The 24344-nt window shown below is 35.1% G+C and carries 23 protein-coding genes and 1 tRNA gene; 15 read left to right on the plus strand and 9 right to left on the minus strand.

Translation table 11 applies throughout. The annotated features are described in order from the left end of the window. Nucleotides 1-9: 9 nt before the first annotated feature. The 4 genes from CLV55_RS07770 to queG all read left to right on the plus strand — a co-directional run bounded on the left by CLV55_RS07770 (nucleotide 10) and on the right by queG (nucleotide 5025). Nucleotides 10-1188: a cytochrome c oxidase subunit II gene (locus CLV55_RS07770; protein WP_112113189.1), complete on the plus strand. Its 1179-nt coding sequence runs from the start codon at nucleotides 10-12 to the stop codon at nucleotides 1186-1188. A 20-nt stretch (nucleotides 1189-1208) separates the two neighbouring features. Further along, nucleotides 1209-3008, plus strand: coding sequence for a cytochrome c oxidase subunit I (locus CLV55_RS07775; RefSeq protein ID WP_112113190.1), 1800 nt, complete (start codon nucleotides 1209-1211; stop codon nucleotides 3006-3008). Nucleotides 3009-3072: 64 nt separating this feature from the next. Further along, nucleotides 3073-4095 (plus strand): Holliday junction branch migration DNA helicase RuvB, encoded by a 1023-nt coding sequence (gene ruvB / locus CLV55_RS07780; RefSeq protein ID WP_112113191.1) that lies wholly within the window; start codon nucleotides 3073-3075, stop codon nucleotides 4093-4095. A gap of 3 nt (nucleotides 4096-4098) precedes the next feature. Continuing rightward, nucleotides 4099-5025 (plus strand): tRNA epoxyqueuosine(34) reductase QueG, encoded by a 927-nt coding sequence (queG, locus tag CLV55_RS07785; protein WP_112113192.1) that lies wholly within the window; start codon nucleotides 4099-4101, stop codon nucleotides 5023-5025. 181 nt (nucleotides 5026-5206) lie between these two features. On the opposite strand, the gene CLV55_RS07790 is transcribed toward queG, so the two are convergent. Next, nucleotides 5207-5283 (minus strand) — tRNA-Ala (locus CLV55_RS07790). A 106-nt stretch (nucleotides 5284-5389) separates the two neighbouring features. Here CLV55_RS07790 and CLV55_RS07795 point away from each other — a divergent pair. The 3 genes from CLV55_RS07795 to CLV55_RS07805 all read left to right on the plus strand — a co-directional run bounded on the left by CLV55_RS07795 (nucleotide 5390) and on the right by CLV55_RS07805 (nucleotide 10375). Further along, complete coding sequence (locus CLV55_RS07795) at nucleotides 5390-7198, plus strand: T9SS type A sorting domain-containing protein (protein WP_112113193.1); 1809 nt, start codon at nucleotides 5390-5392, stop codon at nucleotides 7196-7198. Nucleotides 7199-7200: 2 nt separating this feature from the next. Further along, the gene (locus CLV55_RS07800; RefSeq protein WP_112113194.1) at nucleotides 7201-7920 is read left to right on the plus strand and encodes a T9SS type A sorting domain-containing protein; all 720 of its coding nucleotides are present in this window, start codon (nucleotides 7201-7203) and stop codon (nucleotides 7918-7920) included. Nucleotides 7921-8173: 253 nt separating this feature from the next. Further along, nucleotides 8174-10375 carry a TonB-dependent receptor gene (locus CLV55_RS07805; RefSeq protein WP_112113195.1) on the plus strand — a complete coding sequence of 734 codons (2202 nt, stop codon included), beginning with the start codon at nucleotides 8174-8176 and terminating at the stop codon, nucleotides 10373-10375. Between the two features lie 55 nt (nucleotides 10376-10430). Here CLV55_RS07805 and CLV55_RS07810 read toward each other — a convergent pair whose 3' ends face one another. Further along, entirely contained in the window at nucleotides 10431-10853 is a 423-nt protein-coding gene (locus CLV55_RS07810; protein WP_112113196.1) for a Rieske (2Fe-2S) protein, read from the minus strand. Nucleotides 10854-11071: 218 nt separating this feature from the next. On the opposite strand from CLV55_RS07810, the gene greA reads away from it, so the two are divergent. Both greA and CLV55_RS07820 read left to right on the plus strand, forming a co-directional pair. Continuing rightward, a complete protein-coding gene (gene greA / locus CLV55_RS07815) occupies nucleotides 11072-11548 on the plus strand; it encodes a transcription elongation factor GreA (protein ID WP_112113197.1) in 477 nt (158 codons plus the stop codon). 2 nt (nucleotides 11549-11550) lie between these two features. Beyond that, nucleotides 11551-11940 (plus strand): HIT family protein, encoded by a 390-nt coding sequence (locus CLV55_RS07820; RefSeq protein ID WP_112113198.1) that lies wholly within the window; start codon nucleotides 11551-11553, stop codon nucleotides 11938-11940. A gap of 25 nt (nucleotides 11941-11965) precedes the next feature. Here the strand turns inward: CLV55_RS07820 and CLV55_RS07825 are convergent, their stop codons facing one another. Further along, the gene (locus CLV55_RS07825) at nucleotides 11966-13111 is read right to left on the minus strand and encodes a sensor histidine kinase (RefSeq protein ID WP_112113199.1); all 1146 of its coding nucleotides are present in this window, start codon (nucleotides 13109-13111) and stop codon (nucleotides 11966-11968) included. A gap of 104 nt (nucleotides 13112-13215) precedes the next feature. Between CLV55_RS07825 and CLV55_RS07830 the strand changes: the two genes are divergently transcribed. The 3 genes from CLV55_RS07830 to aat all read left to right on the plus strand — a co-directional run bounded on the left by CLV55_RS07830 (nucleotide 13216) and on the right by aat (nucleotide 15245). Then, on the plus strand, nucleotides 13216-14091 hold the full coding sequence (locus CLV55_RS07830; protein ID WP_112113200.1) for a flavin reductase family protein: 876 nt from the start codon (nucleotides 13216-13218) through the stop codon (nucleotides 14089-14091). An 11-nt stretch (nucleotides 14092-14102) separates the two neighbouring features. Next, nucleotides 14103-14480, plus strand: coding sequence for a DUF3127 domain-containing protein (locus tag CLV55_RS07835; RefSeq protein ID WP_112113291.1), 378 nt, complete (start codon nucleotides 14103-14105; stop codon nucleotides 14478-14480). Nucleotides 14481-14609: 129 nt separating this feature from the next. Next, on the plus strand, nucleotides 14610-15245 hold the full coding sequence (gene aat, locus CLV55_RS07840; protein WP_112113201.1) for a leucyl/phenylalanyl-tRNA--protein transferase: 636 nt from the start codon (nucleotides 14610-14612) through the stop codon (nucleotides 15243-15245). Between the two features lie 51 nt (nucleotides 15246-15296). On the opposite strand, the gene CLV55_RS13095 is transcribed toward aat, so the two are convergent. The 3 genes from CLV55_RS13095 to CLV55_RS07855 form a co-directional block, all read right to left on the minus strand. Continuing rightward, a complete protein-coding gene (locus tag CLV55_RS13095) occupies nucleotides 15297-15521 on the minus strand; it encodes a four helix bundle protein (protein ID WP_394338240.1) in 225 nt (74 codons plus the stop codon). 221 nt (nucleotides 15522-15742) lie between these two features. Then, entirely contained in the window at nucleotides 15743-16303 is a 561-nt protein-coding gene (locus CLV55_RS07850) for a DNA-3-methyladenine glycosylase I (RefSeq protein WP_112113202.1), read from the minus strand. Further along, the gene (locus tag CLV55_RS07855) at nucleotides 16293-16940 is read right to left on the minus strand and encodes a queuosine precursor transporter (RefSeq protein ID WP_112113203.1); all 648 of its coding nucleotides are present in this window, start codon (nucleotides 16938-16940) and stop codon (nucleotides 16293-16295) included. The genes CLV55_RS07850 and CLV55_RS07855 overlap by 11 nt, the downstream gene beginning before the upstream one ends. Nucleotides 16941-17062: 122 nt before the next feature. On the opposite strand from CLV55_RS07855, the gene CLV55_RS07860 reads away from it, so the two are divergent. Further along, nucleotides 17063-19171 carry a M3 family metallopeptidase gene (locus CLV55_RS07860; RefSeq protein ID WP_112113204.1) on the plus strand — a complete coding sequence of 703 codons (2109 nt, stop codon included), beginning with the start codon at nucleotides 17063-17065 and terminating at the stop codon, nucleotides 19169-19171. A 191-nt stretch (nucleotides 19172-19362) separates the two neighbouring features. On the opposite strand, the gene CLV55_RS07865 is transcribed toward CLV55_RS07860, so the two are convergent. Both CLV55_RS07865 and CLV55_RS07870 read right to left on the minus strand, forming a co-directional pair. Then, nucleotides 19363-19746: an HU family DNA-binding protein gene (locus CLV55_RS07865; RefSeq protein ID WP_112113205.1), complete on the minus strand. Its 384-nt coding sequence runs from the start codon at nucleotides 19744-19746 to the stop codon at nucleotides 19363-19365. A gap of 299 nt (nucleotides 19747-20045) precedes the next feature. Then, nucleotides 20046-21950 (minus strand): S9 family peptidase, encoded by a 1905-nt coding sequence (locus tag CLV55_RS07870; RefSeq protein ID WP_112113206.1) that lies wholly within the window; start codon nucleotides 21948-21950, stop codon nucleotides 20046-20048. Between the two features lie 123 nt (nucleotides 21951-22073). Here CLV55_RS07870 and CLV55_RS07875 point away from each other — a divergent pair, with 123 nt between their 5' ends. Together CLV55_RS07875 and mtgA are read left to right on the plus strand one after the other, a co-directional pair. After that, complete coding sequence (locus CLV55_RS07875) at nucleotides 22074-23186, plus strand: NAD(P)/FAD-dependent oxidoreductase (RefSeq protein ID WP_112113207.1); 1113 nt, start codon at nucleotides 22074-22076, stop codon at nucleotides 23184-23186. Continuing rightward, the gene (gene mtgA / locus CLV55_RS07880) at nucleotides 23183-23902 is read left to right on the plus strand and encodes a monofunctional biosynthetic peptidoglycan transglycosylase (protein WP_112113208.1); all 720 of its coding nucleotides are present in this window, start codon (nucleotides 23183-23185) and stop codon (nucleotides 23900-23902) included. The genes CLV55_RS07875 and mtgA overlap by 4 nt, the downstream gene beginning before the upstream one ends. Nucleotides 23903-23909: 7 nt before the next feature. Here the strand turns inward: mtgA and CLV55_RS07885 are convergent, their stop codons facing one another. Further along, entirely contained in the window at nucleotides 23910-24290 is a 381-nt protein-coding gene (locus CLV55_RS07885; protein ID WP_112113209.1) for a DoxX protein, read from the minus strand. Nucleotides 24291-24344 lie beyond the last annotated feature (54 nt).

Below are 24344 nucleotides of genomic sequence, written 5' to 3' on the forward strand. Positions count from 1 at the left end.
AAACTACAAATGACAATTATTTTAGTACTTTTAGTTTTAGTTTTATTATCAGTTGCGTTGTGGCAACTTACTAAAATTTTCGATTTAACTCAGGCTGGAGTTGCCGTAAAAAACAGTCAAGTTGCAGATGATAACGATAACAAGGTAAATGGCTATTTATTATTTGGTTTTCTTGGATTCATCTACTGTATAATGATTACTTGTGTGGTAAAGTATGGTAAGTTTCCTTTACTTAGTAATCCTGCTTCAGTTCATGGAAAAGAAGTAGATAGATTGATGTGGATCTCTTTAATTTTAATTTTCACAGTACAAATTATCACTCAAGCCTTATTACATTATTTTGGATATAAATACAGAGGGAAAAAAGGTCAAGTAGCTACCTATTTTTCTGATAATAATAAGTTAGAATTCATTTGGAGTTCTATACCTGCTATTGTTTTAGCGGTACTAATTTTCTTCGGATTGTTTGCATGGAACGACATTATGTTTGTTAACGAAAAAGTTGAAAAACCAATCGTTATTGAAATATATGCTCAACAATTCAAATGGACGGCTAGATATTCTGGTGCAGACAATGTATTAGGTAAAGCTAATGTTCGTTTAATTGAAGGGGTTAATACACTTGGGTTAGATTTGACGGATAAAAATGCTCAGGATGATATAGTAACTGACGAGCTACACTTACCAAAAGGAAGACGAGTTGTTTTCAAAATTCGTTCTCAAGATGTATTACATTCTATGTACATGCCTCATTTTAGAGCACAAATGAATTGTGTACCAGGTATGGTCACTCAGTTTTCATTTATCCCTTCAGTAACAACTGCTGAAATGAGAGAAACACCTGAAATGATTGAAAAAGTAGAACATATCAATAAGATAAGAGAAGAAAGAAGCAAGGCTCTTGTAGCTGAAGGTAAAACAGCTCTAGATCCTTACACATTTGATTATCTTTTATTATGTAATAAAATTTGCGGTGCTTCTCACTACAATATGCAAATGAAAGTTGTAGTTGACACTCCTGAAGAATATCAAAAATGGCTTGCAACTAAGACTACATTAGTTAAAGCGGTAAAGGAGGCTAAAGCAGATCAAGATAATCCAAAAGAAGGAGAGGCTGTTACAGCAACTACTGATTCCCTTTCTACAAAAAAAGATACAACTATTGTTGCTCAAGCATCAAGTAAATAAACTATAATATATTTTTTAATATGAGTCACGCAAGCGATATTCACATCAACGACCATCACGAGGGTCACCACCACCATAAAGATACATTTATCACTAAATATATTTTTAGTATTGATCATAAAATGATTGCTAAGCAATATTTGCTAACAGGTATTTTTATGGGAATCATTGGAGTAGGGATGTCATTATTATTCAGACTTCAATTGGCTTGGCCAGAGCAATCTTTTAAAGTGTTTAGTTTCTTTTTAGGTGAAAAAATGGCTCCAGGAGGGGTAATGACCAATGAAGCGTATCTTTCACTAATTACCATTCACGGTACGATCATGGTTTTCTTCGTATTGACTGCAGCCTTGAGTGGAACTTTTAGTAATTTATTAATCCCCTTACAACTTGGTGCAAGAGATATGGCCTCTGGTTTCATGAACATGATTTCATATTGGATGTTCTTTTTATCTAGTGTTATCATGGTAATCTCTTTGTTTGTTGAGTCTGGACCAGCTTCAGCAGGTTGGACTATATATCCTCCATTGAGTGCTTTACCACAAGCTATTGCGGGTTCTGGATTAGGAATGACTTTGTGGTTGGTATCTATGGCAGTTTTTATTGCATCTTCTTTAATGGGTTCATTGAATTATATTGTTACTGTACTAAATTTAAGAACCAAAGGAATGTCTATGACCAGAATGCCTCTAACCATTTGGGCATTTTTTATCACTGCAGTAATAGGAGTAATTTCATTTCCCGTTTTATTGTCTGCAGCTTTATTGTTGATAATGGATAGAAGTTTTGGTACTTCATTTTTCTTATCAGATATATATTTAGCAGGTGAGGTATTGAATTATCAAGGAGGTTCTCCTGTTTTGTTTGAGCATTTATTTTGGTTCTTAGGACACCCTGAGGTTTATATTATTTTATTACCTGCCTTGGGAATTACTTCGGAAGTAATTGCAACCAATTCAAGAAAACCTATTTTTGGATATAGAGCGATGATTATGTCAATTTTAGCCATTGCTTTCTTATCAACTATTGTTTGGGGTCACCACATGTTCGTTTCAGGGATGAATCCTTTTTTGGGTTCAGTATTTACGTTCACAACCCTTTTAATTGCCATCCCATCGGCTGTAAAAGCATTTAACTACATCACCACTCTTTGGAAAGGTAATTTACAACTCAATCCAGCTATGTTGTTTTCAATAGGTTTAGTTTCTACATTTATTACTGGGGGATTAACTGGAATCATATTAGGAGATAGTACTTTAGATATTAATGTGCATGATACGTATTTTGTTGTCGCGCACTTTCACTTAGTAATGGGTGTATCCGCACTTTATGGTATGTTTGCTGGAATTTACCATTGGTATCCTAAAATGTTCGGTAGAATGTTAAACAAAACTTTGGGTTATATTCATTTCTGGGTCACTGCTGTTTGTGCTTATGGTGTTTTCTTTCCTATGCATTTTATTGGTTTAGCGGGTCTACCAAGACGTTATTATGAAAATACTAATTTCCCATTATTTGATGAGTTTCAAGATGTCAATGTAATCATTACAGCGTTTGCAATAATTGGAGGGTTAGTTCAAATCGTATTTATTTACAATTTCTTCCACAGTATTTTCTATGGTGAAAAAACAGTTCAAAATCCATGGAAATCTAATACATTAGAGTGGACAGCACCAATTGAACACATTCATGGAAACTGGCCTGGAGAAATTCCAGAAGTACACAGATGGCCTTATGATTATAGCAAGCCAGGTCATGAGGATGACTTCGTACCACAAAATGTGCCTATGAAGCCTGGTGAAGAAGTATTACATCATTAAGAATTTAATATTTATATAAAAAATGCCTCTCATATTTGAGAGGCATTTTTTATATATTTGTACTATGAATAAAAATCTAGATCCTACTAATGGAAGTTTTAATACAGAAGACCTCGATATTGAAAAAAAATTGAGGCCTTTATCTTTTGATGATTTTACGGGTCAAGAAAATGTTCTGGAAAATTTGAAAGTCTTTGTTGAAGCAGCTAATTTTAGAAATGAAGCACTTGATCATACCCTTTTCCATGGGCCTCCAGGTTTAGGTAAAACTACACTAGCTAATATATTAGCAAATGAACTGGGTGTGGGTATCAAAATAACATCTGGACCTGTTTTAGACAAACCTGGGGATTTGGCAGGATTGTTAACCAACTTAGAAGAACGTGATGTGCTCTTTATTGACGAAATTCATAGGTTAAGTCCTGTTGTTGAAGAATATTTGTATTCTGCGATGGAGGATTTTAAAATTGACATCATGATAGAATCTGGTCCCAATGCACGAACAGTTCAAATCAATTTAAATCCTTTTACTTTAGTTGGAGCTACAACACGCTCAGGGTTGTTAACAGCACCCATGCGTGCACGGTTTGGAATACATAGCAGACTACATTATTACAGTACAGAACTTCTAACAACTATTGTTGAAAGAAGTTCGGCAATTCTAAAAATGCCCATTGCTATGGAAGCAGCTATTGAAATTGCTGGTAGGAGTAGAGGAACACCTCGTATAGCGAATGCATTGTTGCGCAGAGTTAGAGACTTCGCTCAAATCAAAGGAAATGGAACAATTGATGTTGAAATAGCAAAATACGCTTTAAAAGCTTTACATGTTGATGCACATGGACTTGACGAAATGGATAATAAAATTCTAACGACTATTATTGATAAATTTAAAGGAGGTCCAGTTGGAATCACCACGTTAGCTACAGCCGTTTCTGAGAATGGAGAGACTATCGAAGAAGTTTACGAACCTTTTTTAATTCAAGAAGGCTTTATAGTTCGTACCCCACGGGGGCGTGAGGCAACAGAAAAAGCCTATAAACATTTAGGTAAAGTCAAAGGCTATAATCAAGGGGAACTTTTTTGATTCATGAGAGAAGAAAAACATACAGCACTAATAAAAGCCGAAGCCAAACGCCTCGGCTTTATTTCTTGTGGGATATCAAAAGCAGGATTTCTAGAAGAGGAAGCGCCTCGTTTGGAAAATTTTCTTAAACAGGAAATGCAGGGTCAAATGAGTTATTTAGAACGAAATTTTGACAAGCGATTAGACCCAACATTATTGGTTGATGATGCTAAAAGTGTCATTTCTTTATTGTACAACTATTATCCTTCCGAGGTGGCTTCTAAAGAGTCGTTCAAAATTTCAAAATATGCATATGGAGAGGATTATCATCATGTCATAAAAGATAAATTAAAAGAGTTTTTAGACACTCTTCAAAATACTATTGGGGCAATAAATGGACGTGCTTTTGTTGATTCGGCACCGGTATTAGAGAAAGCATGGGCAGCGAAAAGTGGTCTAGGTTGGGTTGGAAAAAACAGTAATTTAATTACCAAAAAAGTAGGTTCTTTTTATTTTATTGCTGAAATAATTTTAGATGTTGCATTACAATATGATTCTCCCGCCTCGGATCATTGTGGTTCTTGTACCGCTTGTATTGATTCGTGTCCCACACAAGCCATTGTATCTCCTTATGTTGTTGATGGGAGTAAATGTATTTCTTATTTTACCATCGAGTTAAAAGATAATTTGCCAAAGGAAATGAAAGGAAAATTTGACGACTGGATTTTTGGATGCGATGTTTGTCAGGATGTCTGTCCATGGAATTCTTTTTCGCTACCACATCAAGAACCTAGATTTTTGCCAAATCAGGATTGGTTTTCTTATTCAAAAAAAGATTGGCTTGACATAACCGAAGAAGTTTTTTCCAAAACATTTAAAGATTCTGCAATAAAACGAACAAAATTTGAAGGACTAAAGCGAAATATCGAATTTGTCTCAGGAAGAAAATAAACTATTCAATTTTTTTGAATTAAGTTCAATGGTTTTCTTTGTGAAAGAATAACAAAAAACGTCAGAATTTAAGACATGCTAACTATTTTTTTCCGAAATGCGTCAATCACTTTAAAAGCACGTAGAAAGAGAATTCAAAAAAACCTCAACCCTTGTTTTTATTAGGATTGAGGTTTAATTTTGGTGGAGAAGATGGGGCTCGAACCCACGACCTCTTGACTGCCAGTCAAGCACTCTAGCCAACTGAGCTACATCCCCATTACTTATGCAAAAGTATAAAAAAAACAGTAAATATGCTTAAATGTTAAAAAAAAGTCATATTATTGCTACAATTAACTACAAACAAACCAAAATTTAACTTAGAATGAAGAAAATTACTTTACTTTTTGCAATGCTATTGGTGACTTTTTTAGGGAAAGCACAAGTTGTGGCTTCTCAAAATTTTGATACCGCATTGGGTTGGACGTCAACCACAGTAACAAATGATTCAGGGACTACTGTAAGTGCCTGGGCGAGACGAACTACTGGAGGGGCACCTTCTTGTTCGCCATATGCTGGAGCTGGAATGGTTCGTTTCAACTCATATAATATTCCGAGTGGTAGCACAGGAAGATTAACTTCACCAGCAATTACCTTTGCAGGTGCAACTTACCGAGTAAAATTTAAAATGTATAGGGATTCGGGATACCCAACCGATGCAGATAACGTAAAATTATATTACAATACGACAAATGCTGCTGGTGGAACCTTGTTGGGAACTGTAAACCGTTCTAAAGACCTTGCTCCCATTGTAAGTAGCGATGGGTGGTACAATTACACCTTCAATATATCGGGAACTTTAACAGGAACAGGATATGTCAATTTATTGGGTACATCCGCCTATGGAAATAATATTTTTATTGATGAAATTGTCGTAGAACAAATTCCAAATTTAGATGCAGAAATGAATGCATTTAATATTAACTCCATTGTACCTTCTGGAAATACTCAGATTTCAGGAGTAATTAAAAATAGTGGATTAACAGCTATAACATCACTCGATGTAAATTGGCAAGTAGATTCTGGGACAGTTTATACGCAGTCATTAACAGGATTAACAATTGATCCGGGAACAGTATATAATTTTACACACAACAGTGTTTGGAATGCTACTCCAGGGTTGTATTCTGTTAAAGTTTGGGTTTCTAATATCAATAATGGAAGTGTTGATGCAGATGCTACTAATGACCAAATTACAAAATCAGTTTCTGTAGCAAGTAATGCAACTACAAGATTTCCACTTTACGAAAAATTTTCAAGCTCTACTTGTAATCCTTGTGGAACCTTTAACGGAACCTATTTTAATCCGTTTCTAACCAATCATTCAAGTGAGTTTGCTCTCATTTCTTATCAAGTGAATTGGCCTAGTACAGGAGATCCATACTACACGGCTGAAGTAGGAACAAGAGTGTCGTATTACGGTGTTTCTGCAGCACCAACTTTGTTTGTGGATTCTAAAGATGGTACGAATTTTAGTATCCCAGATTTAGAAACTGATTTAACCGCTGCAGAGGCTGTTCCAGCTTATTTTTCAATTGATGCGACAAAATCGATGACAGGAAATGATATAACGGTACAAGTAAACACAACTCCTTATATTACGGGTGATTATAAAATTCATGTAGCTGTAGTAGAAAAAATGACAACTGGTAATGCTACCACAAATGGGGAAACTGAGTTTCATAATGTAATGATGAAAATGCTTCCTGATGCCAATGGAACCGCAGTGAGTTTTGTACATGATGTGCCAACTTCCAATACCTTTCAAGCGACTTTAACAGGGTTACATATCGAAGATATGACAGATTTAGATGTTGTGGTTTTTATTCAAAATGCTACTACAAAAGCAATAATGCAAGCAAAAGTAGCTACAGAAGCTTTAGCAACACATCAAGTAGTTGGAGAAACAAAGTATAAAATTTATCCAAACCCTTCAACAGGAATTATAAAAATTCAAACAGAAGTTCCTGTAGCTATTCAAATTGTTGATGTGACAGGTAAAGTGGTTTATGTGGCAAATCAAGTTCAAAATGAATCTCAGATCAATTTAACTTCATTAGAAAAAGGAGTTTATATAGCAAAAATGAAAGGTGAAAATGGAATAGAAGAATCGCAAAAAATCATTATAAAATAATTATGAAACAATTTGTGTTTATCGCAGCGTTTTTTTGTACCGCTTTAAATTTTGCTCAAATTTCAATGTACAAACACGACATGACTCCTATCTTGAATGGACAAGTGGTTGCCTTTAATACAACTACATTTCCAGATAATGAGTTGGATTTTTATATAAAAAATAACTCGGCTTCATCAGTCAGTGTAAAAGTGAGTTGCGTTTCTTTATTAAACAATGATGGTACAGGTTTTGAATTGTGTTTTGGACCTGAATGTTTATCTTTTGTAGAGGAAGGAACATCCTATCCAACAAATCCTGTGGTAATTGCAGCAAATGGTACAAATGGAAATTTTGATCATTTTCTTAATACTAATGCAAGTGCTGGAGTCTTTCCTAGAGACTATAATTTTAGATTTTATCAAGTAGGAAATCCGTCAGGCAATACCATAGATTTTACCTATCGTTACGATCCAGGACTTTCAGTACATGATATAGAACAATTACAAACATATGGTGTGATAATAAAATCTACACAAGTGGTTGACGCTTTAGAACTCGATGTTTTAAAAAGCACGAACCTTGAGCTTTATGATTTGAATGGTAAGATAGTCAAAGATAAAATAAAGTTATATTATGGAGTACAAACCCTTGATGTATCAAACTTGTCGTCAGGAACATATATAATAAATTTTATCTCTGATGACGGAAATTCCTCAAAAGTAAAGTTTAATAAAAAATAAATTTAAAAGGAACAGCAAAAAGTTGTTCCTTTTTTATTGTGTGTAAAATATAATTTATTTACTATTTTTGCATCGTCTCAAAAGGGGTGCTCTAAATAACGAGCTGAGATTATACCCAATGAACCTAGAACAGGTAATGCTGTTTAGGGAAAAGTGACAAAACAGAGTGCACGCTGACCTTTGTCACAGGAAACAAACATTTTATTTTTAACCAAGAATAATTACCTCTTTTTATTCGTAACACCTTTTACGAATGGAAATTTTATTCAAATCAAATGGCTTTGACAAAAGCAAAACTTACGAAAAAAATGGGCTATCAAAGCTGTTTTTTATGATAGGTCTTTTTTCTTTTTTTAGTTCCTTTGCTCAAGAAAAAGCTAAAGATACTACAGATGTAACTAAATTACAAGAAGTTATTGTGTCGTCGGTACGTGCTACAAAGAAGAATCCTGTAACGTATACCAACGTGACCAAAGAGGAACTTGCACCTAGAAATTTAGGGCAAGACATCCCCGTTTTGTTAAATTATCTGCCTTCTGTTGTGACTACTTCAGATGCAGGAAATGGTGTAGGTTATACATACATGAGGGTACGTGGAGCGGATGGCTCACGAATTAACGTAACCTTAAATGGAATTCCGTTCAACGACAGCGAAAGCCATGGAACCTATTTTGTAGATTTACCTGATTTTGCCTCTTCTTTAGAAAGCGTGCAATTGCAAAGAGGTGTCGGAACTTCAACTAATGGTGCGGGTGCCTTTGGAGCAAGTTTAAATATGCAAACCAAATCGTTTCAAGAAAAATCGTATGCCGAAATTGCTAATTCTGTGGGGAGTTATGCCACAAGGAAACATACGTTTGCATTTGGAACTGGATTACATGATCACTTTGAGTTGAATGGACGCTTGTCTCAAATTGCTTCCAATGGATATATTGACAGAGCTTCAACAAACATGTTTGGGTATTTTTTTAATGCTAATTATGTAACCAAATCAACCCAAATCAAAGCCATATTTTTTGGTGGAAAGGAGAAAACATATCAGGCGTGGTATGGATTAGAAGATCCAGATATGTTGGAAAACAATAGAACATTCAACCCAGCGGGAATGTATTACGACAGCAATGGGAACATGCAATTCTACAAAAATCAAACCGACAATTATTGGCAAAATCATTTTCAATTGCATTGGTCAGAAAAATGGTCAGAAAAATGGTCGTCTAATATAGCTCTACATTATACTTTAGGTAAAGGATACTATGAGGAATACAAATCGGGTGAAACGCTTTCAAATTATTATTTACCCAATTTTCAAGGCAATACAACGGCCGATATTATCAGAAAAAAATGGCTGGATAATGGCTTTTTTGGAACGACCTTTTCATTGAAATATAAAAATGAAACGGTTGATTTTCTACTTGGAGGTGCTGCAAATCGATATTTAGGGAAACATTATGGGGAAGTAATTTGGACACAATATTACACACCAACACCTAATCATTATTATGATAATTTCGGAAATAAAGATGATGTAAACGTTTACTCAAAAGTTTCTAAAGCAATAGGAAAATTTAATATTTATACAGATGTGCAATATCGTTTGGTGTATTATAAAGCCAATAGTGTAAACTTTAGTGATGTTAATGATGTCTTCCGATTTTTTAATCCGAAAGTGGGAGTGAATTTCCAAATTAATGACAACAACGCACTATATACTTATGCGGGTATTGCCAACAAAGAGCCTAGGAGAGAAGATTATGAAAACGCAAGCATAAAACCCGAACGATTGTACGATTACGAATTGGGTTGGAAATATAATTCTAAAAATGTGTGGGTTAATTTAAATACGTTTTATATAAATTATAAGAACCAATTGGTGATGACTGGAGCACTTAACGATGTAGGATCTCCAATATTTACCAACAGTGGAGCCAGTTATCGTATGGGGATTGAGTTGGAATCTGTCGTGAAATTGGCTTCTAAGTGGGTGATTAGACCTAACATCACGTTGAGTGAAAATAAAAATAAAGACTTTTACTTTCAAAAAGATGGGGTGCTACAAAATTTAGGGAATACAACTATTGCCTTTTCTCCAAAAGTAATTATTGGAAATGCAATTACCTATTCTCCAATTAAAGATTTTAACGTGTCTTTGATGAGCAAATTTGTTGGAAAACAATACATGGGAAACATCGATTCTGAAAAGTCAATTTTGAACGCCTATAACAATCATGATTTCAATGTGACTTATTTGTGGAAAATCAATAAAGGAATAAAATCCATTCTGTTTTCAGGATTGATTAATAATGTTTTGAACAAAAAATATGTGTCAAACGGGTATTTTTATACCTATGATGATACTTGGTCAAATCCCTCAACGGTAACCACTGTTGAAGGCGCTGGGTATTATCCTCAAGCCACAAGAAATTTCTTGGTCGGAGCGACTTTGAAGTTTTAAAATAAAGTTATCTCATAAATAGAGCCAAGTTAGAAATTCTGACTTGGCTCTTTTGTTAGTTATAAACTCGTATTACATCTCCGTTTACATCAACGCGATACGGTTTCAATGGATATTCTTTTCCAGGCGCTTGACCCGTAAAAAGACTGTAGTTTTCATTTCCGCAAGGGCAAGAGGCATTGGAACCTCCTATGCTAAGGCCAGAACAACTGGTAATGTTTTGATTTGGGCAAGAGCCATCATAAGCAACAATTGAACTACCCGTGTTAAAAACAATAATGCCTTTTGCGGGGCCATTTGTTGGATAGGCTTTTATTGAATTCCCAGCATATTTTAAGTTGGTGTATGAAGGTAAACTAGTATTCAAATCTATGGAAAAAGCATAGTTTGGTAAAAAAGGATTGTTGTTATTAAACTTGTCTTTGGAACATCCAAGAAGAAGTACTATTGAAAAAAATAAAAAAAGGGTTGTTTTCATAGAAAAAAAAGAACAAAAGGTTGTATAACCAAAATTAAATTATATAAATTTGTGAATCATTTACACAAAGATACCAAAATTATAAATATAATATATCTTTGAAAGCGAAATCCCGTTGCGATGGGATTTTTTCCGTTTTTATAATGAAGAAGAAAATATATAAATAATAGAAATTGAACGGTTCAAATTTTAGAGAACAGAAATAAAGAAGTGAAACTATGAGTACTGTATCTTATTACACAGCAGAAGGTTTAAAAAAATTAAAAGAAGAGTTAGAATATTTAAAAAGTGTGGAACGTCCAAAAGCTTCACAAGCTATAGCTGAAGCTAGAGATAAAGGTGATTTGTCTGAAAATGCAGAATATGATGCCGCAAAAGAAGCACAAGGATTGTTAGAAATGAAGATTTCTAAAATGGAGGATTTGTATGCTAATGCCAGATTAATTGACGAATCGCAACTCGATGTGTCGAAAGCCTTGGTGTTATCAAACGTTAAAATAAAAAATCAAGCCAATGGTATGGAATTAAAATATACTTTGGTTGCCGAAAGTGAAGCCGATTTAAAATCGGGTAAAATATCTGTAACCTCGCCTATAGGAAAAGGATTACTTGGTAAATCTGTTGGAGAAATAGCCGAAATTACAGTCCCAAACGGTGTGTTAAAGTTTGAAGTATTGGAAATTTCACGCGACTAAATATGGCCAGTATTTTTACAAAAATAGTAAACGGAGAAATCCCTTGTTATAAAATTGCCGAAGATGAAAATTATTTAGCTTTTTTAGATGTCAATCCCAATGCTAAAGGGCATACCTTGTGTATTCCAAAACAAGAGATTGACAAAATTTTTGATATGGATGAGGATTTGTATCTCGGATTGATGGCTTTTTCAAAAAAAATCGCTCATGCATTAGAAAAAACCATTCCATGCAAACGGATTGGTATGGCAGTAATCGGTTTAGAGGTGCCTCATGCGCATGTACACCTTATTCCTCTAAATGAAATGAGCGAAATGCGTTTTCAAAATAAAGTATCGCTTAGCAAAGAAGAATTTGAAGCGTTAGCAAAAGCCATACGTGACCAATTATAATAAAAAATCCCGATTTCGGGATTTTTTATTTGATTTTAGTATACAAAATCTGCATTGTGGTACCCTTTCCAAGTTCTGAATGAAGTACTTTTATTTTTCCTTTGTGGTATTCTTCCACTATTCTTTTAGTGAGCGATAACCCCAATCCCCATCCACGTTTTTTTGTGGTAAAACCAGGTTCAAAAACGCGTGTAAATTGATTTTTTGGAATCCCTTTGCCTGTATCGCTTACATTGATTTTGATGTGTTGGCCATCATTCTCAATGGCAAGTTTTAAAGCTCCTTTTCCTTTCATCGCATCAATGGCATTTTTCATTAAGTTTTCAATGGTCCAGCTGTGTAATTCAGGATTCATAGAAACGATAATCGGTTCTGATGGAGCGATAAAATTAAAGTCGACTTGATGAGAGAAACGAGATTTTAAATAATCAAATGTGCGATGGGTTTCGTCAATAATATCTTTATCTTCCAAAATAGGTTCCGAACCAATTTTTGAAAAACGATTGGCAATAATTTGTAGCCTATTGATGTCTTTTTCGATTTCATTCACAGTGGTTTCGTCCACATGATCGGCTTTCATAATCTCTAGCCAGCCGAGGAGTGAGGATAACGGGGTTCCAATTTGATGTGCCGTTTCCTTTGCCATTCCTGCCCAAAGCTTATTTTGAGTGGCCATTTTTGTACTCTTGTAATAATGGTAAACTAAGGCCCCGAAAAGGAATATAATTAATAAAAGCGCTATCGGATAATATTTTAATTTGTTCAGAAGAGACGAATCACCATAATATAAATTATGCGTTTTCCCCTCTGTAATTTTCATGACAATGGGGTCGTTTTGACTTTTTAGTTTTTGAAGGAAATCATGCAATTTCACTTTGTTCTTTAAAATATTATCTTCAATGTTTAAAGTATTAATGATGGAATCTTTTTCGGTAACAATAATTGGGATAGTGGCCGTTTGAATAATTTGAAAAGGCAATTCTAAGTCGGTGTTCAAATCGGCATTGTTAACGGTTTTTTGTGCCAAAGCCCAATGTTGCATTTTGACACGTTCTTCCTCTTTAAAAATTTGAAAAAAAGAATACGTATTCCATAAAATAAGAGAAACAATCACAAAAGATGTGATGATGATGACCCAACGCGTAACGCTTCTTCTTTCGTAGAACTGCATGTATAAAAATTTGTTTAAAAGTACTAATTTTTTTCAAAATTGAAATTGATTTTTGAAATTGCCATTGCTATCGAATTCTTATCTTTGTGCAAATTCTATTTTATATGATTACGCTCAATCCAAAAGAACTTTCACCTGTAAAACTACAAGGCTATTTGCAAAGCGCTATTGCTCCACGACCGATTGCCTTTGCAAGTACCATGGATAAAAATGGAAAACCCAATTTGTCGCCGTTTAGTTTTTTTAATATTTTTAGTTCCAATCCCCCTATTTTGGTTTTTTCACCAGCGCGAAGAGTACGAGATAATTCTATAAAACATACGTTAGTAAATTGCCAAGACACTAAGCAAGTTGTTATTAATGTGGTGAATTACGCTATGGTGCAACAAATGTCCTTATCAAGTACAGAATATCCAGAAGGCATAAATGAATTTGAAAAATCAGGTTTAACAGCAATACCTTCCGATGTTGTAAAACCCTACCGTGTGGCAGAAAGTCCAGTGCAATTTGAATGTAAAGTCAATGAAATCATTCCACTCGGAACTGAGGGCGGAGCAGGGAATATGATTATTTGTGAGGTAGTAAAAATACATATCAATGAAGCTGTGTTGGATGCAAACGGAGTGATTGATCCTGTTAAAATAGATTTAGTTTCACGTCTTGGAGGCAATTGGTATTCCAGAGCCAATGCAGGTTTGTTTGAAGTAGAAAAACCTTTGGCTACACTTGGAATTGGTGTAGATGCTATTCCAGATTTCATCAAAGAGAGTCGCGTTTTTAATGGAAATGACTTAGGAAAATTAGGAAATGTGGAAGCATTGCCCACAGAAGAAGAAATTACTATATTTGTAAAACAAAATTTCGAAATCAAAGCGGTGTTAAGCGCTGACGACGATTTAAAAAAACACCAATTTGCAAAAGAATTTTTAGATAAAAATGAAGTGCTAACCGCTTGGAAAGTGCTTTTAGCAAAAAAATAAATAACAAGATTATGGAAGTTTCAGGAAAAGTAAAAGTGATAAATGCTGCCCAACAAGTAAGTGCTACATTTAGAAAAAGAGAATTAGTGGTAACTACAGAAGAGCAGTATCCACAACACATTATGATTGAATTTACGCAAGATAAATGTGATTTGTTAAATAATTATAACCCTGGGGATGCCGTAAAAGTGTCTATCAATTTGAGAGGAAGAGAATGGGTAAATCCACAAGGAGAAACTAAATATTTCAATTCCATTCAAGGATGGCGTATTGAAAAACTAGCATCAGGGGCAGATATGACGCAACAAATGCCACCTATCCCTTCTGCAGAAGCTTTTGCGCCTGCTACTGATTTTAAAGAAGAAGAACACGACGATTTGCCTTTCTAAAAAAGAGGAAAGAATAAAGAGTATAGAAAACAGACTGTCATTCTGAATGTTAACTTAGGTTAAATGTTTAGAATGACTTTCATTTTTTTTGGCTCTATATTCTGTGCTCTATATTCTATTTTCTCAAAGATGTATTTTCTAACAAAAGAACTTTATTTTCCTCCCGTTGAAGAAGCATCCTATGAAGGGGTTTTGGCCATTGGTGGTGATTTATCCGAAGAACGCTTATTGTTAGCGTATCAAAACGGAATATTCCCATGGTTTAATGATGACGAACCTATTCTTTGGTGGGCGCCTTCAGAACGAATGGTGGTCAATCCTCATGATTATAAAGTTTCCAAAAGTTTACGAAACATCATTAATAGAAATATATTTGAAGTTACGATTAATAAAGATTTTGAAGCAGTCATCAAAAATTGCCAGCAAATTAGTAGAAAAGGACAAGAAGGGACTTGGATTACCAATGATATCATAGATTCTTACACCAAATTACACCAACTCGGAAAAGCCATGTCTTTTGAAGTATGGCAAAATAATGAATTAGTTGGCGGACTGTATGGGGTCGATTTAGGACATGTATTTTGTGGAGAAAGTATGTTCTCTAAAGTCCCCAATGCCAGCAAAGTAGCATTTGTCAAACTAGTAGCATATTTGCAAACGAATCATTATAAGTTACTCGATTGCCAAGTACATAACGATCATTTGGAAAGATTAGGCGCCTTTGAAATTTCCAGAGAGACCTTCATGATGATTTTGAAGAGATAGGTTTGATTCGCAGTCACAGTTTTCAGTTGCATTAAACTTATATTACCTAGATTATATTTTGCAACCAAATTTATCAGGATTATTAATCATATAGTTGATTAGTTTTCCGATTTCAATTCCTTGTGAAGTTAAAATTGTAAAATCTTCTTCAGATATATACTTACATTCCAAAGCAAAATCTAACCAAACGATGGTTTCAGAATTTTCTCCGTCGCAATCAGTTAACTTGCTAATAAAGTGATTCACATATCGTCTTTTTCTGTAAGCTTCTGCCATATTTGTACAAACACTTCTGGAAGAACGTCTTATTTAATCAGTTAATGAGTATTTTTCTTCAAAAGGAAATTTTTAGACAATTCAAACACTTGCATTGCCAATTTGAATGCTTTTTGGTAGGCTAATAAATCTTTATAATCCATCTCAAAATTGAATTAATTTTATTTACACAGACTATTCTTCTTCAACTATGACTGAAAACTGCTACTGAAAACTGAGGATTAGACCTGAGTCCAACAATCTGCCACATGATCGTTCACCATTCCGGTGGCTTGCATATGAGCATAAACAACGGTAGAACCCACAAATTTAAACCCACGTTTCTTTAAATCTTTACTAATCATATCAGATAGTGGGGTCGTTGCTGGAATTTCATGCAACGATTTTCTATTATTTTCGATTGGTTTCCCGTTGGTAAATTTCCAAATGTATTTTGAAAAACTACCAAATTCTTCTTGTACCTTCATGAACGCAATAGCATTAGAAATGGTGCCTCTAATTTTTAATTGATTTCTAATAATTCCTGCGTTTTGAAGCAATTCTTGAACTTTTACCTCACCATAATTAGCTACTTTTTTATAATCAAAGTTGTCAAAAGCCACTCTAAAATGTTCTCTTTTTTTCAGAATGGTATACCAACTTAAACCTGCTTGAAAGGTTTCAAGAATTAAAAATTCAAAGAGTTTGGCATCATCATATACAGGTTTTCCCCATTCATAATCATGATAATCGCGATATAAATCGTCTTTTTCGCACCATGCACAACGTGTTTTATTTTCCATAAATATATTTTTCAATAAGTGAATGTCCTAAATAAATGAGAGGAGTCAATAAAATTGCGATACTCATTTTTACCAAATACCCTGTCACTGCAGATGCCAAAAAAACTTCAGTGGTCATTTTTCCGGTCATCCAAAAGGCAATGCCCAACACAATAAAGCTATCAAATAATTGCGAAATGACCGTAGAACCCGTACTGCGTAACCATATCATTTTGCCACCAGTTTTATTTTTTACAAAATGAAAAATCGTAACGTCAATTAATTGCGATACTAAAAAAGCGGTGATACTTCCAACAATAATCCACATACTTTGACCAAAAACACCATTAAATTGAGCGTCAGTTACCAGTTTATCTCCTTTCATCGCCGGAATTCGCATGGCTATAAACAAGAGGACAAAAGTATAGGTAATGAGACTCGCTGTGATTAAAGATAGTTTTCGAACCCCTTTTTCACCAAAATATTCGTTGATTAAATCGGTGCTCACAAAGACAATGGGCCAAGGTAAGATTCCGACGCTCATAGGCACCCCAAATACATTGATTAATTTTCCACCTATCAATTCTGCTACCACGGCATTTGTGATGAAAATACCTGCAAGAATTACATATACAATGTCTTTTTTATTTTGAAACATTTGCTTTTTATTTTACCTAATCCCCAAAGATATTGAATTTTTAAATAGGTCAATTCACAAATACCGAATACTAAAACTGTGACTGAGAACTTTTACTTATATTTGTTAGCAAATGACAATGTATGAAAACAATTATTAAAACCATTTTGATTAGTTCAACAGTTTTTACAATGAATGCACAAAATAAAAACCCTTTGCTCAATGAGTGGAAAGGGAATTATGGAGGCGTACCTGCCTTTAATGAATATAAAATTTCTGATTTTAAGCCTGCTCTTGAGACGGCTATGCAAGAGAAGTTGAAGGAAGTTGAGGCGATTGCCAACAATTCAAAACCAGCTACATTTCAAAATACCATTGCGGCTTTGGAGAAAGTAGGGAAAACGCTTTCGAGAGTCTACACGGTATATGGTATTTACAGTTCTAATATGAATAGCCCTGAATTTGAACCCATAGAAGCCGAAATGGAACCGAAATTGGCTGCAGTTTCAGATAAAATCACACAAAACACTAAATTATTTCAAAGAATACAAGCAGTGCATCTCTCGAAAGAGAAATCTAAGTTGACAAAGGAACAAAAACGTTTGGTAAAAGTAGTCTATGATAATTTTGTCTATGCTGGAGCTAAACTAGATGCTAAAACGAAAACGAAAGTGAGCGCACTCAACCAACAATTGGCTGGATTGTATACGAAGTTTAGTCAAAATTTACTTTCAGAAGAAAATAACCAGTATGTCGAATTAAAAACAGAAGCCGATTTTGAAGGACTGCCAGAAGAGTTGAGAAGTGCGGCTAAAATCAATGCGCAAGATCATAAATTGAGCTCTTTAGGTGCGGTGGCCAACACCCGTTCTTCAGTAGAACCGTTTTTAACGTATTCTAGCAACAGAACGCTAAGAGAAAAAGTATGGCGTATGTTTGTCAATCGTGGAGATAACGGCAATGCCCAAGACAATAACGCCATCATCACTCAAATTCTTAAACTTCGCGCCGATAGAGCCAAATTGATGGGATTTGCTTCTCATGCCCATTGGAAATTATCCAATACTATGGCAAAAGACCCTGAACATGCCATGAAATTGATGCTAGATATTTGGAAACCCGCTGTAGCACAAGTCAAAGTTGAGGTGGCTGATATGCAAAAAATTGTAGAAGAAGAAAAAGGAGAGTTTAAAATACAACCTTGGGATTATCGCTATTATGCAGAAAAAGTGCGTAAGGCAAAATACGACCTAGATCAAAATGAAGTTAAACAATATTTACAATTGGACAAATTGCGTGAAGGAATGTTTTGGGTTGCAGGGGAATTGTTCGACTTAAAGTTTGTTCAAGTAAATGACGTTCCAGTATATCAAGAAGATGTAACAGTTTATGAGGTATTAAATAAATCGACCAATACATTAGTTGGGTTGTGGTATTTTGATCCTTATGCCCGAAAAGGAAAACGTTCAGGAGCTTGGATGAACGAGTACCGAACACAGGAACGTTTTAATGGAGTTGTTCCTACAATAGTTTCCAATAATTCCAATTTCATCAAAGGAGCGCCAGGAGAACCCGTATTGATTTCTTGGGATGATGCCAGTACGTTGTTTCACGAATTTGGCCATGCCCTTCACGGATTATGTTCTAATGTAAATTATCCAACTTTAGCAGGAACCAATGTGGCTCGTGATTATGTGGAATTCCCTTCACAAATTTTAGAAAATTGGTTGTCCACTCTAGAGGTGCTAAAAAATTATGCATTGCATTATAAAACAGGCGAACCTATGCCGCAAGCGTTGTTAGATAAAATTCAGAAAGCGTCTCATTTCAATGCAGGGTTCAATACAGTAGAATTGATTTCGAGTGCTTTAATTGATATGAAATTACACACGGAAGGCACTAAAACCATTGATCCAGATGCCTTTGAAAGAACTACGTTGGCCGAATTAAATATGCCGTCTGAAATCGTCATGCGTCATCGCACCCCTCAATTTGGACATATATTCTCAAGTGATGAATACTCCGCAGGGTATTACAGCTATTTGTGGGCCGATGTCATTTGTGCCGATGCCTATGAAGCGTTTACGGAAGCCAAAGGGCCTTATGATAAAGAAGTGGCTAAACGCCTATTGAAATACGTATTTAGTTCTGGAAATACCACCGATCAAGGTGTTGCGTACCGTTCCTTTAGAGGAAGAGATGCCAAAGTAGATGCCTTGATGCGTAGCAAAGGATTTCCTATGGTGAAGTAAAGCCTACGGTTGCTATTCCGACGGAGGAGGACTTTCACATGTTACTCACACAAAGTAAAAACATCGTTCTTTCCATAATAATAAAAAAGCTTTGTCAAAGTCTTGAATTTTGATAAAGCTTTTTTATTTAAAAACAGGGGGATAAACAATATCACACTAATGAATTTTGGATAAATCATCTCAAAAGCCCTCTATCTAATACGTTTAAAAGTAATCCGTTTCAATTTGTTTTTAAGTTCCTTGGCGGGTTTGTAAATCACATTTACCTTTTTAATATTTGATTTTCCAAGCTCAGCTTCCGAATCGGCTGGTGTGCCTTGTAAAGTCAATTTTAAAGAGCCCAAAGCATCAATTTTCACAATTTTTCCATCACTAAGCATCTCTCCAATCACTTGAGTTAATCCATAAATTACCCCATAGCAATCAGCTCTACTAACAGTGGAGCGTGAAGCTACCACCTCTGCTAAATCATCAAGATCTACTTCACCTTGACTCACTGCACATGGATAGTACTTAATTTCTGGCGGATGGACTAAAACATTCTTTTTAGGTACCATTTTAAATTTTACAGGCATACTTTTATAGTTTATCAGGTTGATAAAATTATTTGTTCCTTACAAATATATTAAAAGATGTATATCTTTATACAAAAACATGTACATCTTTCTAACAAAAGATATATATCTTTTTTATAAAACATGTACATCTTTTATAAAATTCATCAGCAAGAAATGATTTATTGATAAGGACAAATGGAAAAAAACATGCTTACGATTAAAAAAAGTAGAGTACTCAAATTATAACTTCAATATTGAATTTTTAAAAAGACATAAAAAAACCCTGCTTGAAGAAGCAGGGTTTGTGTTTGTGTAATTTATAAGGTCTCTTTCAACCATTTGTAAAATTCTCTTTGCCAAACCATTCCGTTTTGTGGTTTAAGCACCCAATGATTTTCTTCAGGGAAATATAAAAATCTCGATTTGATGCCACGCAATTGCGCTGCTTGAAACGCTTCTTGTCCTTGTCCGATAGGAACGCGAAAGTCAATACCCCCTTGAATAATTAGAATAGGTGTGTTCCATTTCTCTACAAGGGTAATTGGATTGAATTTAGTGTAGGCTTTTTGAGCTACTGCATTATCTTTTTCCCAATAAGCACCTCCAAAATCCCAATAATTAAAAAACACTTCTTCAGTGGTGCCAAACATACTTTGTGTGTTAAAGACGCCATCGTGCGCAATAAACGTTTTAAAACGATTGTTGTGAATACCTGCTAAATAAAAAACCGAATAGCCTCCATAGCTCGCTCCCACACACCCTAGACGGGTTTTGTCTACATAGCTTTCTTTTGCCACATCATCAATTGCTGCAAGGTAATCTTTCATTACTTGACCCCCCCAATCTTTCGAGATTTGTTCATTCCACTCTTGACCGTGTCCATACATGCCTCGACGGTTTGGTGCCACTACAACATATCCTTGTGAGGCCATTAAAGAGAAATTCCAACGAAAAGAATAGAATTGCGTTAAAGGTGATTGCGGTCCTCCTTGACAATATAACAAAGTAGGATATTTTTTAGTTTTATCAAAATTTGGAGGAAGAATGACCCAAGCCAACATTTTTTTACCATCGGTTGTAGTAACATATCTTCTTTCGTATTTAGGTAAAGCCAATTTGCTATAGCTTTCATCGTTCACTTTCGTTAATTGCGTCCACGTATTTTTCTTCAAATCAACAGAGAAAATTTCAAGGGCATGATTCATATCGGTGCGAGTCAAAATAGCCGTATTTCCTGTAATATCGACAATGTCATGCACGTCAAAATCACCCGATGTTACTTGTTTTACTGTAATGGCAATTTTGGATAATCCTGGATAATTGACTTCAAACAATTGTTGTGTTCCGTCAACTGCCGCAATAAAATAGACTTTTTTTCCATCTTTACTCCAAGTAAAACTCTCGACTGAACCATCCCAATTTGCAGTAAGATTTATTTTTAGCGATTCGGAAACGCGAACGATAATATCATTTTTATCGGCTTCATAGCCGTCACGTTTCATTTGTAGCCAACTCAAATCCCCTAATGGAGAAAATTGCGGATTGGTATCATATCCTTGGTTGTCTTCGGTCAGGTTGATCGTAGTTTTAGTCTCTAAATTATATTGATATAAATTGGTATTGGTTGAAATAGCATAAGCGGTGCCTTCTTTTTTCTTGCATACATAAATAATGCTTTTCCCATCAGGAGCCCAAATAAAATCTTCATCGCCCCCAAAAGGTTTTTGAGGAGCATCAAAGTTTTCGCCTTTCATAATGTCGATAGGGGTAGCACCTTCTTTGTTTTCGGCATAAAAAACATGATTGTGTGTGCCGTTGTTCCAAGTGTCCCAATGACGATAATCCAATCCGTTGTAGATTTGAACATCAGACTTCTGTAATTCGGGATAATAATCTTTTCCCAAAATCTTTTCTGTTTTCACTTCTTGACTCGACAAAATATACTTCCCATCAGGAGAGACATTTTTATCTGTAACAAGCTCTTTCGTTTCTTTAAGTTCTGTGGCAACGCCTCCAGTTATGGGAATGGTATAGTATTTTGACACCGATTTGTTTTCTTCCATTACAGGTGTAGCCACTTTATATACAATATTTTTTTTGTCTTTTGAGATTCCAATCACACTGATACGCCCTAATTTCCATAGCAATTCGGGGGTTAATACTTGTTGGGCAGACGATAGTAAACTCATAGTGCACGCGATTATAAGAAGTGTTTTTTTCATTTGGTTTTATTTTTTCAGGGTTCTCCAGAGTTGGATTTAATGAATAAAGGGTTAAAAGTAAAAAATATTTTATGCAACACCTAATTTTGTCTATATTAGCTTCCGTTCCGAAATTCGTTAGATATGAAATTAAGCTATTGGGAAATAAAAAATTGGTTTTCAAATGTCGATTTTACGGTTGTTGGAAGTGGCATCGTCGGACTTCATTGTGCTATTAATTTACGGGAGCGTTTTCCAAAAGCCAAAATTTTAGTTCTAGAACAAGGAATTCTTCCGCAAGGGGCGAGTACTAAAAATGCCGGATTTGCTTGTTTTGGGAGTTTGTCCGAAATTATAGACGATTTGAAAACCCATTCGGAAGAAGAAGTGCTGCAACTTGTGCAAAAACGATGGGAGGGATTGCAATTGCTTCGCAAACGTCTTGGTGATGACGTGTTAGATTTCAAACCTCACGGTGGGTATGAATTGTTTCTTAAAGAGGACGAGACTTTTTATAACGATTGTGTACAAAAACTGCCTTTTATTAATGAAATTTTAAAACCAGTATTCAAAAATGATGTTTTTTCTAAGGAAATAGATCGTTTTGATTTTAAAAACATTCAAGAATATGTGATTTTCAATCCGTTTGAAGGGCAAATAGATACAGGGAATATGATGCAGGCGCTTTTAAAACAAGCCATCGCTCATGATATTTTACTGCTTAATCACATGCAAGTGACCTCATTTGTTGATGGAATTGATGCCGTGGACATTTGTGTGGGAGATGTGAGTTTTAAATCAGGAAAACTGTTGTTTGCAACCAACGGATTTGCTTCGCAACTCACCCAAAATGCCGTGGTTCCTGCACGGGCACAAGTTTTGATTACGACACCGATTCCCGATTTGGATATCAAAGGAACGTTTCATTTAGATAAAGGGTATTATTATTTTAGAAATATTGGAAATCGAATCCTACTGGGCGGGGGTCGAAATCTAGATTTTGAAGGAGAAACTACAACAGAGTTAAACCAAACGGCACCAATACAAGATAGATTGGAAACCTTATTAAAAGAAGTCATTTTACCTAATAAGACGTATGCCATTGAGCACCGATGGAGTGGTATTATGGGTGTAGGAAACCACAAAAAACCAATTGTTACCCAACTGTCACAAAATGTCTATTGTGGCGTTAGAATGGGTGGCATGGGTGTCGCTATTGGAAGTATAATAGGAAAAGAATTAGCAGCATTAGTATGATACATTTTAGAAGTAAATCCAATTCAAACCGCACGTTTTTTCAAAAGATAATTCATAGTATTAAAAGAATGATGATGTGGTTTTTTGCTTTGTCAATTTTGTCTGTTCTGGTTTTTAAATGGGTGCCAGTACCTTTTACACCCCTAATGATTACAAGGGCCATCGAACAAAAAATGGATGGAAAAGAAATGACTTGTAGTCATGAATGGATGCCTTTAGAATCGATATCTCCCAATCTTCAAAAAGCGGTCATTGCAAGTGAAGATGGTACATTTCTAAAACATTACGGATTTGATTTTAGTGCGATGTATAAGGCTTTTAAAAATAACACTAAGGGAAAAAAATTGAAGGGTGGGAGTACCATTTCCCAGCAAACGGCAAAGAATATCTTTCTTTGGCAAGGTAGAAGTTACGTTCGAAAAATTCTTGAAGCCTATTTTACGGCACTTATCGAAATTATTTGGGGTAAAGAACGCATCATGGAAGTATACCTTAATTCTATAGAAATGGGAGAAGGCGTGTATGGCGCCGAGGCAGCAGCACAATATTGGTATCATACCGATGCTGCACATCTAACAAAGAACCAAGCCGCAGGAATTGCAGCCATTCTTCCCAATCCAAGAAAATATAAGGCTTCCAATTCGTCTTCCTATATAGAAAGACGAAAAGGAAAAATTTTACGAATTATGAAACACGTGGGCAATATAGAATATTAATCCTAAACTATAGAAACAGCCCTTTGTATTGCGACCAATGTTTGTAGATTAAAATTCCGTTGAGCGTGGCAACAACCAATGCGCCAGCAATTCCAGGGAGATCTAAAAACAAATGAAATAAAATGATGTTCGTAGAAATTGGTGCTAGGAGCAATAGCGCAAAAGCAAGCCATTTTTTCAGCAACAATAAGACACCAATAGACAACTCTAACACGCCTACCGTTTTTAAAACATACCCCGTATTCGCTAAAGACGTCATAAAATCGGCGGCTTTTGGAGAAAGTTCAGGTAAGGGAATGAAAGGTGATGGTAAAAGTTTGTTCAGTCCAAACGAAACAAGTAGTACTCCTAATAGTATTCTAACAATTTTAGTAAACATTGAATTCATAACAATTTGCTTTTAGAGTTAGTAATATGGTAAAAATAGGATTAATATTTTAAA

The organism is Flavobacterium aciduliphilum, from assembly GCF_003268855.1.
GTDB classification, from domain to species: domain Bacteria; phylum Bacteroidota; class Bacteroidia; order Flavobacteriales; family Flavobacteriaceae; genus Flavobacterium; species Flavobacterium aciduliphilum.